8 protein-coding genes and 1 pseudogene are annotated in these 12,062 nt (G+C 63.7%); 5 read left to right on the forward strand and 4 right to left on the reverse strand.

The window, feature by feature from the left end; translation table 11 throughout:
• Positions 1-66 precede the first annotated feature (66 nt).
• Positions 67-2,664, reverse strand: a complete 2,598-nt coding sequence (gene mutS, locus ACFO0J_RS08720; protein WP_376812682.1) for a DNA mismatch repair protein MutS — start codon at positions 2,662-2,664, stop codon at positions 67-69.
• A 321-nt stretch (positions 2,665-2,985) separates the two neighbouring features.
• On the opposite strand from mutS, the gene ACFO0J_RS17960 reads away from it, so the two are divergent.
• The 3 genes from ACFO0J_RS17960 to ACFO0J_RS08725 all read left to right on the forward strand — a co-directional run bounded on the left by ACFO0J_RS17960 (position 2,986) and on the right by ACFO0J_RS08725 (position 6,545).
• Entirely contained in the window at positions 2,986-3,849 is an 864-nt protein-coding gene (locus ACFO0J_RS17960) for a hypothetical protein (protein ID WP_417281877.1), read from the forward strand.
• A 6-nt stretch (positions 3,850-3,855) separates the two neighbouring features.
• Positions 3,856-4,419: a hypothetical protein gene (locus tag ACFO0J_RS17965; RefSeq protein ID WP_417281878.1), complete on the forward strand. Its 564-nt coding sequence runs from the start codon at positions 3,856-3,858 to the stop codon at positions 4,417-4,419.
• A gap of 95 nt (positions 4,420-4,514) precedes the next feature.
• Positions 4,515-6,545, forward strand: coding sequence for an OPT family oligopeptide transporter (locus ACFO0J_RS08725; RefSeq protein ID WP_376812683.1), 2,031 nt, complete (start codon positions 4,515-4,517; stop codon positions 6,543-6,545).
• Positions 6,546-6,609: 64 nt separating this feature from the next.
• Here the strand turns inward: ACFO0J_RS08725 and ACFO0J_RS08730 are convergent.
• A pseudogene (locus ACFO0J_RS08730) lies at positions 6,610-6,882 on the reverse strand (PIN domain-containing protein); the annotation flags it as partial.
• 71 nt (positions 6,883-6,953) lie between these two features.
• Between ACFO0J_RS08730 and cas1f the strand changes: the two are divergent.
• Together cas1f and cas3f are read left to right on the forward strand one after the other, a co-directional pair.
• The gene (cas1f, locus tag ACFO0J_RS08735) at positions 6,954-7,955 is read left to right on the forward strand and encodes a type I-F CRISPR-associated endonuclease Cas1f (protein ID WP_376812684.1); all 1,002 of its coding nucleotides are present in this window, start codon (positions 6,954-6,956) and stop codon (positions 7,953-7,955) included.
• Positions 7,952-11,362, forward strand: coding sequence for a type I-F CRISPR-associated helicase Cas3f (gene cas3f, locus ACFO0J_RS08740; protein WP_376812685.1), 3,411 nt, complete (start codon positions 7,952-7,954; stop codon positions 11,360-11,362). The genes cas1f and cas3f overlap by 4 nt, the downstream gene beginning before the upstream one ends.
• 32 nt (positions 11,363-11,394) lie before the next feature.
• Here cas3f and ACFO0J_RS08745 read toward each other — a convergent pair whose 3' ends face one another.
• Positions 11,395-11,706, reverse strand: coding sequence for a HigA family addiction module antitoxin (locus tag ACFO0J_RS08745; protein ID WP_376812686.1), 312 nt, complete (start codon positions 11,704-11,706; stop codon positions 11,395-11,397).
• Between the two features lie 50 nt (positions 11,707-11,756).
• Complete coding sequence (locus ACFO0J_RS08750) at positions 11,757-12,038, reverse strand: type II toxin-antitoxin system RelE/ParE family toxin (RefSeq protein WP_376812687.1); 282 nt, start codon at positions 12,036-12,038, stop codon at positions 11,757-11,759.
• Between the last annotated feature and the right edge of the window lie 24 nt (positions 12,039-12,062).

Here is a 12,062-nt window from a genome sequence, read left to right on the forward strand (position 1 = left end):
GTCCTGTGAGGGGGGCAGGGCGGCGGGCCGGGGTAGCCCGGTGTTCAGGCCGGGTTGCCGTATAGATCAGAGAAAATCGCGGCGCATCTGGTAGATCAGTTCCAGCGCTTCGCGCGGGCTGAGGCTGTCGGGTTCCAGCGCCTGCAGCGCGGCGCGCAGCGGTGCGTCGGGGTCGCCGCCGGATTCATCCTCGGTCTGCTGCACGAACAGCCCCAACTGGGATTCCGCCCGGTTGCGGGCTTCCAGTTCGGCCAGTTCCTTGCGCGCGTGGCGGATCACCACCGGCGGGATGCCGGCGCGCTGCGCCACGTGCAGGCCGTAGCTCTGGCTGGCCGGACCGGGGCGGACTTCGTGCAGAAAGACCACGCCGTCGGGAGCATCGGCCGCCGCCAGGTGGACGTTCGTCACGCCGTGGGATCTTTCAGGCAGCCGGGTCATCTCGAAATAGTGCGTGGCAAACAGCGTCATGGCGCGGTTGTGCGTCAGCAGCCGGTGGGCGATGGCCCAGGCCAGCGCCAGGCCGTCGTAGGTGGAGGTGCCGCGGCCGATTTCGTCCATCAGCACCAGGCTGCGCGGCGTGGCCGCCCCCAGGATCACGCCCGCCTCCATCATCTCCATCATGAAGGTCGAGCGTCCGCCCGCCAGGTCGTCGGCCGCGCCGATGCGCGTGAAGATGCGGTCCACCGGGCCGATCCTGGCCCGCGTGGCCGGCACATAGCTGCCGGCGCGCGCCAGCAGCGCGATCAGCGCCACCTGACGCATATAGGTGGACTTGCCGCCCATGTTCGGCCCTGTGATCAGCAGCATGCGGCGTTCCTCGCCCATGCGGCAGTCGTTCGGGGTGAACGATTCAATGCTGTGTTCCACCACCGGGTGGCGGCCCGCCTCGATGTCCAGGCAGATGTCGTCGGACAGTTCCGGCGCCACCCAGCCGTGGGCGCGCGCATGATGGGCCAGCCCGGCCAGTGCGTCGATCCGCGCCAGCGCGGCCGCGCTGCGCGCCAGGGCCGCCGCGTGTTCCGCCGCCTGCGCCAGGATCTGTTCGTACAGCAGTTTTTCGCGCGCCAGGCCGCGATCCCGGGCCGACAGGACTTTGTCCTCCCAGGCCTTCAGTTCGGGCGTGATGTAGCGTTCCGCGTTTTTCAGCGTCTGGCGGCGGCGGTAATCGTCCGGCACCTTGTCCGCCTGGCCGCGCGAGACCTCGATGAAAAAGCCGTGGACGCGGTTGTATTCCACGCGCAGGTTGGCGATGCCGGTGCGCTCCCGTTCGCGGGATTCGACCTCGAGCAGAAAGGCGCCGTTGTCGCCCGCCAATTGGCGCAGTTCATCCAACTCCGTGTCGTAGCCCGGGGCGATCACCCCGCCGTCGCGCACCATCAGGGCGGGTTCGGCGGCGATGCCCCCGTCCAGCAGCGCGTGCAGCGCCGGGTCCACGGGCACGTCATGCAGGCAGTCGGCCAGCAGCCCTTGAGCATTGAAGGCCGACGCGGTGTCTTGCGCCAGCGTGTCCAGCCCTCCCAGCGCATCGCGCAGGCTGGCGAGTTCGCGCGGCCGGATCGTGCCCAGCGCCAGCCGGGTCGCCATGCGCTCCAGATCGGGCAGCGGCCGCAGCGCGTCGCGCAGGGCGCGCAGCGCGCCGTCGGCGTCCGGGGCCTGCAGCAGTTGCGTGATCACGTCCTGGCGGTCGCGAGCCTGCGGATTGTCGCGCAGCGGCGCCTGCAGCCAGCGGCGCAATTGGCGGCTGCCCATCGGCGTGCGGGCGTGGTCCAGCGTGCTGAACAGCGTCGGCCCATCGCCGCCGTTCAACGTGTCCGTGATTTCCAGATTGCGCCGCGTGGCCGGGTCCAGCACCACATAGTCGCCGCCCGCGTCCACCGCCAGGCTGTGCACGTGGCTGAGCGCCTGGGACTGCGTCGCCCCGACATAGCGCAGCAGCGCGCCCGCCGCCCGCATCGCCAGCGGCAGATGGTCCAGCCCGAAGGCGCCCACGTCGTTCACCCCGAAATGACGCAGCAGCGTGTCGCGCGCGCCGTCGGTCTCGAAGTGCCAGTCCGGCACCCGGCTGATCGCCGCGTCCAGCCCGGCGGCGTCCAGCGCCTGCATGTCCGCCTGTTCCGTGCAGACCAGTTCAGCGGGCGCGATGCGGCCCAGTTCCGCGTCCAGCAGTTCCTGCGTCGATTCGCAGGCCTTGAAGTCGCCATTGGCCAGGTTCATCCAGGCCAGGCCCACGGTCTCGCGTCCGTGGCCGCGCCCGCCGATCCAGGCCGCGATCCGGCGGTCATCGTCGGCCGGCAGCAGCGCGTCGTCCGTCAGCGTGCCGGGCGTCACCACGCGCACGATCTTGCGTTCCACCGGCCCCTTGCTGGCAGCTGGGTCGCCGATCTGTTCGCAGATGGCGATGGATTCGCCCAGCGCCACCAGCCGCGCCAGATAGCCTTCCATGGCGTGATGCGGCACCCCCGCCATCGGGATCGGCGCGCCATTGGACGTGCCGCGTTTGGTCAGCGTCAGATTCAGCAGCCGCGCCCCGCGTTCCGCGTCGTCGTAGAACATCTCGTAGAAGTCGCCCATGCGGTAGAACAGCAGATGCGACCCGGCCTGGGCTTTGAGCTGGAGGTACTGCTGCATCATAGGGGTGTGGCCGGAGAGATCTTGGGTGGGCATGGGTGAGGTGTGGCGTGGGGGTGGAACGGGGAGAACCGTATTATCGTTCAATGGGGTGGAGGGTGTCAGGGGGTGGGCCCGTCTGGGAGACTGCCTCTGAGAGCCCTTTTTTTTCGGGTTTGTGTGGATGATAGAGAAATCAATGACTTAGGGACGGCCTGGAAATTTGGGTATAAAGGGGCAGAAAGGGTAGGTGCCATTAGGAAACAATGAGTTAGGGGATTTTTGTTCTAGTTTGCTGCCGCGCAGGCAGCTGAGAAATCGTCCATTTGATAGTCGCGCTCCGCGTTTGCGTTTGCTGCCGCGCAGGCAGCTGAGAAATTGACCGACTTCGTCATGACCGGCAAAGCCTCGTTTGCTGCCGCGCAGGCAGCTGAGAAAAGCGGCGTGGTGCGCGTATTCACAACGCCGGAGTTTGCTGCCGCGCAGGCAGCTGAGAAACCAGCGGGCCAGGCCGGGGCGACGCCCGCACCGTTTGCTGCCGCGCAGGCAGCTGAGAAACAGATCCTGTGCTTTCAGACCGATGAGGCCGAGTTTGCTGCCGCGCAGGCAGCTGAGAAAAGGGGATCGAAAAAGAACGCCCAGTCCATCGGGTTTGCTGCCGCGCAGGCAGCTGAGAAACTTGGGGACGAACCTTTGGCGCTGGCCATAGCGTTTGCTGCCGCGCAGGCAGCTGAGAAAATCAAGCGCCGCAACGCCGCAAACAGCGCCTGGTTTGCTGCCGCGCAGGCAGCTGAGAAAGCCGTCGCCGGTGTAGCCGCCGCTCGACATTTGTTTGCTGCCGCGCAGGCAGCTGAGAAAGATCCGGATCTCGTAGTCCGGCTGCCGGACATGTTTGCTGCCGCGCAGGCAGCTGAGAAAGTAGCGATCTCATCGAGCGTGTCGACACGCATGTTTGCTGCCGCGCAGGCAGCTGAGAAAAGCAAAACCCAGGACGCCGGTGGCATGGCCGTGTTTGCTGCCGCGCAGGCAGCTGAGAAATCGCTGATGGCGTTGCGCTCGGGTTTCTTCTTGTTTGCTGCCGCGCAGGCAACTGAGAAAAGTAAATCGGGGATGTGTCGCCCGTGGCATCGGTTTGCTGCCGCGCAGGCAGCTGAGAAATTCGTGCGGCCATTGTTGAACTTCTCGCTCGTGTTTGCTGCCGTACAGGCAGCTGAGAAATGGCCCATGGCGCCGCCGCTGTAGGCGTAGTTGTTTGCTGCCGTGCAGGTAGCTGAGAAAACGCGGTCCAGCGAAATGATCCATAGTGCGGAGTTTGCTGCCACACAGGCAACTGAGAAAGAGCAGGCGCTGCAGCCGCTCATCGATGATGGGTTCACTGCCGCACAGGCAGCTAAAGAAGAGCAATCCCGCCCGACTTCGCAGGAGTACGTGCTATTGCCACGCGGCAGCACACATCGCCAGCGATGCGATCACGCCGTTCAATGTCTGCTCAGCTGCCTGTGCGACAGCAAACTCCTCGGCCCGCATATCGCGGATGATCTTGTATTTCTCAGCTGCCTGCGCGGCAGCGAACGCGCGGGGCGTGGATTCATCGGTATGGGAAATTTTCTCAGCTGCCTGCGCGGCAGCAAACGTCGTGGTCGTGCGGGCGCGCGGGAATGTGGCTTTCTCAGCTGCCTGCGCGGCAGCAAACTCCGCATTCCAGACGTACCCGGCCTCGCTGTATTTCTCAGCTGCCTGCGCGGCAGCAAACGGCTGGTCATCGTGGCGCCCCCGGCAGTGCCGTTTCTCAGCTGCCTGCGCGGCAGCTAAAAATACTCCTACCTCGATAAGCGTGCTGCTTCATAGAGACTGCTACGGATCGATACAATACGCAGACCCCTCTCTCCGCAAGGATCGCCTCCATCATGCCCGAACCCCACGCTTCGCTGAAGGAACTCACCCTCCGGGGTGTGATTCTGGGTACTTTGATCACCCTGGTATTCACCGCGTCCAACGTCTATCTGGGCCTGAAAGTGGGACTGACCTTCGCGTCTTCGATTCCGGCAGCGGTGATTTCCATGGCGGTGCTGCGGGCGTTCCGGGACTCCAATATCCTGGAGAACAACATCGTCCAGACACAGGCGTCTGCGGCGGGCACTTTGTCCGCCGTCATTTTCGTGCTGCCGGCGCTGCTGATGATGGGGTATTGGACCGGGTTCCCCCTGTTGCAAACCGCCATGATCTGCGCCTGTGGCGGGATTCTGGGTGTGGTGTTCACCGTGCCGCTGCGGCGCGCGCTGGTCGTCAACAGTGACCTGCCGTATCCAGAAGGCGTGGCCGCCGCCGAGATACTGAAAGTCGGGCAGAAGCAGGAGGGTGCAGATGGGGCGGCAGCCCGGCAGTCCGGCGGATTGCGCGAGATCATGCTGGGCGGGGCGCTGGCGGGCAGTTTCAGTCTGCTGACGGGCGGGCTGCGCGTCGCTGGCGACAGCGTCAGTTACTGGTTCAGCATGGGGCGCGCCGTCTTTCAGTTGCCTCTGGGGCTGTCCTTTGCTCTGGTCGGTGCGGGCTATCTCGTCGGTATCGTCGGCGGGGTGGCGATGCTGCTGGGCGTGGTGTTGTCCTGGGGCGTGGCGGTGCCCTGGCTGACGTGGCTCACGCCCATGCCCGACGGCGCCAGCCTGGCGAGCTTTGCCACCGGCATCTGGGTTTCCAAGGTGCGTCTGATCGGCGCCGGCATGATCGCCGTGGCGGCGGTCTGGACGCTGCTGACGCTGATCAAGCCCATGGTCGAGGGGATGCGGATTTCGCTGTCGGTGCTGAAGCGCGGGTCGGGAGAATCCGGGCAGGATCGCAGAGACACCGATCTGTCGCCCGGGCTGTTGTTGAAGCTGACGCTGCTGATGATTGTGCTGCTGGGCGCGACGTTCCAGTCTTTCGTCGTGGACTCCGGTCTGCCCACATTGGCCGCCTGGACGCTGGTGGTGGCCGGCGTCGTGCTGGCCTTTGTCTTCGGTTTCCTGGTGGCGGCTGCGTGCGGTTATATGGCAGGCCTGGTCGGTTCGTCGGCCAGCCCGATTTCCGGGATCGCGGTGATCGCCATCCTGGCCTCGTCCATGATCTTCATCGGCATCGGCCAGGCGCAGGACTTGTTGGGTAACCCGGAATCCGTGCGCTTCATGACGGCGCTGGCGCTGTTCTGCACCTCGGTCGTCGTCGCCGTGGCGGCGATTTCCAACGACAACTTGCAGGACTTGAAGACAGGCTGGCTGGTGCATGCGACGCCTTGGCGGCAGCAGATCGCACTGATCATCGGTTGCGTGATCGGCGCGGTGACGATTCCGCCGGTGCTGGAGCTGCTCTACGAAGCGTACGGCTTCATTGGCAGCCTGCCGCGCGAGAGCATGGACCCCGCCCAGGCGCTGGCCGCGCCGCAGGCCTCGCTCATGATCACCATTGCGCAGGGCCTGTTCAGCCACACTCTGGACTGGACGTACATCCGCATCGGGGTGCTGGTGGGCGCCGCGCTGATCGTCTTCGACTGGGTGCTGGGCCGAGTTAGCCGGTTCCGCGTCCCGCCGCTGGCGGTGGCCATGGGCGTCTACCTGCCGCCCACGGTGGCCACGGCACTGTTCGTGGGCGCCTTGATTTCGTGGTTCGCGCGGAGCCGTGTCCGCGCTCAGGCGCTATCGGCGGGTGCTGATCCGGCCCGGCTTGAGCAGGCCAGCGAGCGCACCGGCACGCTGTTCGCCTCGGGCCTGATCGTGGGCGAGAGTCTGGTGGGCGTCGTGCTGGCGATCGTGATCGTGGGTTCCATGGCCTCTGGCGGCGGCGATGCGCCGCTGGCCGTGGCGGGGCCCGGGTTTGCATCGGTTGCGACCGGGATCGGTCTGTTGGCTTTTGTGCTGATGTGCGTGGTGTTTGTGCGGCGTGTGCTGGGAGCGGGGAGAGGTTGAGGCGCTAGTGCCGAGCTCCCGCGCAGCGGGGGTAGACCCAGCAAAGAGCGACGCCGCTCTTTCCTCATTGCTTGCAGAGCCGGGGGTTGATGGTGGGAAGCTCAGCGGCCTCAAACGGACTGGTGTTGCGCGTTGCGATCATCAAACCGGGGGCTGCAGCCGTCGCAGCAATGTAGCCGTCTGCGGTGCCAATCGCACGGCCCGCCGCCTTCGCGCGCGCCATCAGGTCCGCATAAGCCTGAGAAGCAGCCAGGTCGAACGGCAACACACGGCCCGCAAACGCAGTCAGGACTTCCTTTGCAAGACGATCCTGAAAGATCGTGCGCCGCTTGCCCGCATACATGGAAATCCCCTATTTTGACGCGTACTTTCGTCCATGTTCTGCATTTCAATGTTACATAAAGAAGCATGGACGATATCGCAGCTTCTGATCTCAAGACGATCCTGCACTCCAAGCGGGCCAATATCTACTACCTGGAGCATTGCCGGGTGCTGGTCAACGGTGGTCGCGTCGAATATGTCACCGACGCGGGCAAGCGTTCTCTGTACTGGAACATCCCGATCGCCAACACCACCAGCATTTTGCTGGGGACGGGGACTTCCATCACCCAGGCTGCCATGCGAGAACTGGCCAAGGCCGGCGTGCTGGTGGGATTTTGCGGAGGCGGCGGGACACCTTTGTTCTCCGCGAACGAAGTCGATGTCGAGGTCGCCTGGCTCAGTCCGCAAAGCGAATATCGGCCCACAGAATACTTGCAGGCGTGGGTGGGGTTCTGGTTTGATGACACTCGCAGGCTGGCTGCTGCCAAGGCTTTGCAGAAATTCCGCATCCAGCGCTTGGGCGAGGAATGGCGCCAGGCGGCTTTGAAAGAGGCCGGCTTCAATGTAAACGTCACGCGGCTGGACGGTTTGCTGGCCCAGAGTGTGCGGCGTGTGGATATGGCTGACGAAACGGTCGACTTGCTGACCGAGGAAGCCAGGCTCACCAAGGCGCTGTTCAAGATGGCGGTTGATGCGGTTGGCTATGGCGAGGATTTCACCCGGGCCAAGCGCGGGGCTGGCACCGATCCCGCCAATCGCTTTCTGGATCACGGCAATTATCTGGCCTATGGCTTGGGCGCCACCGCGTGCTGGGTGCTGGGCTTACCGCATGGCTTGGCCGTGTTGCATGGCAAGACGCGGCGCGGCGGCCTGGTGTTCGACGTAGCGGATCTGGTGAAGGACGCCTGCATTCTGCCGCAGGCCTTTCTGTCTGCAATGCGGGGTGATGATGAGCAGCAGTTCCGCCGCAACTGCATCGAATCGCTGACGCGCAGCGAGTCCCTGGATTTCATGATCGATACGGTCAAGGAAATCGCCGTGACGATGGCCCGGCAAACCACTGCTTCAGACCAGAAGGGCGACGCATGAATGTCCTGCTGGTTTCCCAATGCAGCAAGCGGGCCTTGACGGAAACACGCCGGATTCTGGACCAGTTTGCCGAGCGGCGGGGCGATCGGACCTGGCAGACCGCGATCACTCGGGCCGGCCTGGATACTCTGAGGAAACTGCTGCGCCAGTCGGCGCGCAAGAACACGGCGGTGGCCTGTCACTGGATCCGGGGGCGGGATCATAGTGAACTGCTGTGGATCGTCGGCGATGCGCGGCAGTTCAATGTCGAAGGCGCTGTGCCGACGGATACGACCACCCACGATGTGTTGCGGCGTCATGATGAAAATGATTGGCATAGTCTGCGGACGATCCGTAGGATCGCCGCTCTGGCCGCGTTATTGCACGATCTGGGCAAGGCGACGCAGTCCTTCCAGGATCGGCTGAAAAACAAAGGATCCAGGGAAAGGAATCGCTACCGCCATGAATGGGTCTCCGTGCGCTTGTTCCAGGCATTTGTCAGCCAGGATGATGACGCGGCCTGGTTGCAGCGCCTGACAGAAGCAGGTGAGGACGGTGTCGATGGCGCCCGCTTCGAGGCCCCTTGGCTGGACTACCAGAATAGTCGCCTGCTGCGTGATGGCCTGGATCCAGCGGCGGACGGCAACAAACCGTTCGCCTCAACGGGCGGGGGATTGCCGCCTTTGGCTCAGGCGGTGGCCTGGCTGGTGTTGACGCACCATCGCCTGCCTGCTGTCCCTCTCAGCGCGAGCGAGTCCGCTGAATCGACTCATTTATGGCATGGCCGATCACCCCGAGGGCTGAGCGGCCACACGCTGGATGCCGTCCTGAGCCAGGTTGATGCGGATTGGAATGAGCCGTGGTGTGAACCGCTCGTAGCGCCGAAAAAACGCAGAAAGACCTCGCCGGATTGGGAATTCCCCGGGGGGTTGCCGGTCAGGACAGAGAAATGGCGCAAGCGGGCCGCCCGTATCGCACGGGACTTGCTGCAGGATCTGCCGACGCTGGCGGATTGCCTGGGTGATCCCTACATCATGCATGTGTCGCGCCTAGCCTTGATGCTGGGAGACCATCACTATTCCAGCCTGGAGGCAGATGGGGATCGGGTCAAGGGGGAGCAGGATTTCCCTTTGTGGGCCAATACCCGGCGTGAGACGGGGGCCCCGCTGCAGCCGTTGGACGAGCACCTGCTGGGTGTCGAACTGCATGCGGGCCGGATTGTGCATTCGCTGCCGATCTTGACGCGGGATCTGAGCCACCTGATCGGGCATCGTGGGCTGAAAAAACGCAGTCAGAACCCGGCATTTCGCTGGCAGGACAAGGCGGCCGATCTGGCCGCCGGGGTGCGTGCACGTGCGGCGGAACAGGGCGCTTTCATCGTCAATATGGCCTCGACCGGCTGCGGCAAGACCTTGGGAAACGCCCGGGTCATGAATGCGCTGGCCGACCCTGCCGTGGGCTTGCGATGTGCTTTTGCCGTGGGTCTGCGCACGCTGACCCTGCAAACCGGGCGCAGCTTTCAAAAGGACTTGGGCCTGTCGGATGATGAGCTGGCCATTCGGGTCGGGGGCGCGGCGAATCGTGAACTGTTTGAGTATTACGCGCAGCAGGCCGAAGACAGCGGTTCCGCCTCTCGGCAGTCTCTGCTGGATGAGACGACCCATATTGTTTACGAGGGCAATGAGCATCACCCGGTATTGGACCATCTGGGGAAAGAGGCCGGCGTCCGCCGGTTTCTGAGCGCACCTTTGCTGGTGTGTACTGTTGATCATCTGACACCGGCGACGGAGGGGCTGCGCGGCGGCCGTCAGATCGTGCCCATGCTGCGCTTGATGACGGGGGATCTGGTGTTGGATGAGCCGGATGACTTCGATCTGGCCGATCTGCCGGCGCTGGCGCGTCTGGTGCACTGGGCGGGCTTGCTGGGCACGCGTGTCCTGGTGTCCTCCGCGACCTTGCCGCCCGCCCTGATTCAGGGGCTGTTCACCGCGTATCTGGAGGGCCGTCGCTGGTATCAACGCAATCGCGGAGTTCGACCGTCCGAAGCGCCCGCCGTGTGTTGCCTGTGGGTCGATGAGTTCGCGCAAACCCACGCGGATTGTCCAGATGAAGGATCGTTCAGTCAGGCGCATCAGACGTTTGCCGCCAAACGTGCGCAGCGGCTGGGCGAGCAGGCGGTGCGGCGTCGGGCGCGTCTGCTGCCGCTGCATGGTGTGTTGGGTGGTTCGGATCAAGCAGGCCGCCGGAAGGCTTTTGCCGGTGTGCTGCGGGATGCCGCCTTGAGTTTGCATGCCGTGCACGGTGTCAAAGACCCGCACAGCGGCAAGCGGATCAGCTTCGGTCTGATCCGCATGGCGAACATCGAACCCTTGTTCGATGTGGCCCTGGCCCTGTTCAGCCTGGGAGCACCCCCGGGCGTGCATATCCATCTGTGCGTTTACCACTCCCAGTTTCCCTTGTTCCTGCGGTCCTGGATCGAGCACCTGCTGGATACGACCCTGGATCGGCGACAGGAAGCGGCGGTGTTTGACATGCCCGACGTGCGGCGGCGGATTGATGCTGTTGAGGCCCAGGATCAGTTGTTTGTTGTGTTGGGTTCGCCTGTGACGGAGGTTGGCCGAGATCACGATTATGACTGGGCTGTGGTTGAGCCCTCCTCGATGCGATCGTTGATCCAGCTTGCGGGCCGGGTATGGCGCCATCGCCGCGACAAGGTTGCATCGCAGCCTAACCTGCTGGTGTGCGATACCAATCTGAAGCATTTCGACCAGCCAGGCCAGCCTGCCTTTTGTCGGCCGGGTTTTGAGACCCTGGATTGTCCATTGCGGCCCCATCGCCTGACGGCGCTGCTGGCCCCCTGGCTGGATGGCGATCAGTGCGTGCCGATCGACGCACAGCCACGGACCGTCGCCCGCACGTCATCAGAGCGTCAGCCCACCGGCAATCTGGTCGATCTTGAGCATGTCCGCATGGAGCACCAGATGTTGCCGCCTGGTGAGCCAGATGATGTTCATCGATTGAATGCGACCAGTTTCTGGATGCGGGACTGTGCGTGGCTGACCGCTTTCGTGCAGCAGGCGCAGCCGTTCCGTGATCAACCCCGTCCCGATGTGGAGGTGGTCTGGCGGCTTGATGAGGACGATGCGCCCTATTTGTGCCGAGTAGAGGAGGGGGAGCGGAAATTCCAGGGGCTCTATGTGCCCATCGATGCCAATCTCCGTGCGGATGTGCCGGATGAAGCAGTGCAGGGTGATGGGATCAGTTGCTGGAGCGTGGAGGAAGATTTGGCGCGTTGTATGACGGACCAGGCCGAGGCGCTGGATTTGCCCTTGGATGTGTTCGCATTGCGCTATGCGCGCGCGACGCTGCCCGCCAAGCAGGAAGGCTGGCGCTGGCATCCGGCGCTGGGGTTTTCGGTGAAGGGGTAATGGGAATGAAGGTTGAGTCGCCAAGCAGCCGCTTACGCTGGGACGGACTCGATAGGTTGGAGTGTTTCCAACGTCGCCTGCAGTTCCGGGTTCAGTTCTGCGGTCCGCAGGTCGAAAGTGGCCTGAAGGTTCAGCCAGGATTGTGCGTCGCCACCGAAATAGCGGCTCAGGCGCAGCGCCGTATCGGCCGTGATGCCGCGCCGTTCGAGCAGGATATCGTTGATGCGAGAAGCGGGGACAAGCAAATGGCGGGCCAGCGCGTTGGCACTCATTCCCAGGGGAATCAGGTAGTCCTCGCGCAGGATCTCGCCCGGGTGCACAGGGCGCATGCCGTTTTTGATCATGTCGGAGTCCTTTTATCGAAGTGTGTTTCCATTTCTAGAGAGGGAGCCCGTCAGTGATAGTCCACGATCTCGACCTCTGTCGGCCCCTCGTCTGTCCAGATAAAGCAGATGCGCCATTGCGCATTGATTCTGATGCTGTGGCGCCCCTGCCGGTCGCCCGTCAGCTTTTCAAGCCGATTGCCGGGCGGGCTGCGCAAAAAATCCAATGTGACTGCAGCATCCAGTTGTGCCAGTTTACGTTCAGCTGCTTGTTGAAAGTTGGTGAAGCGGCGAGTGCTGCCCGTCATGAACAGACACCGAGTCTCCTCGCAGAGAAAGGACTGGATGGTCATGTGGATACCATTTTATACCGTTTA

The sequence above is a fragment of the Castellaniella hirudinis genome, assembly GCF_042651965.1.
GTDB lineage: Bacteria > Pseudomonadota > Gammaproteobacteria > Burkholderiales > Burkholderiaceae_B > Castellaniella > Castellaniella hirudinis.

Coding starts and splice junctions, on each gene's coding strand:
- ACFO0J_RS08750 (WP_376812687.1), bottom strand. CDS start 12,038: ATGACCATCCAGTCCTTTCTCTGCGAGGAGACTCGGTGTCTGTTCATG.
- ACFO0J_RS08725 (WP_376812683.1), top strand. CDS start 4,515: ATGCCCGAACCCCACGCTTCGCTGAAGGAACTCACCCTCCGGGGTGTG.
- mutS (WP_376812682.1), bottom strand. CDS start 2,664: ATGCCCACCCAAGATCTCTCCGGCCACACCCCTATGATGCAGCAGTAC.
- ACFO0J_RS08745 (WP_376812686.1), bottom strand. CDS start 11,706: ATGATCAAAAACGGCATGCGCCCTGTGCACCCGGGCGAGATCCTGCGC.
- cas1f (WP_376812684.1), top strand. CDS start 6,954: ATGGACGATATCGCAGCTTCTGATCTCAAGACGATCCTGCACTCCAAG.
- cas3f (WP_376812685.1), top strand. CDS start 7,952: ATGAATGTCCTGCTGGTTTCCCAATGCAGCAAGCGGGCCTTGACGGAA.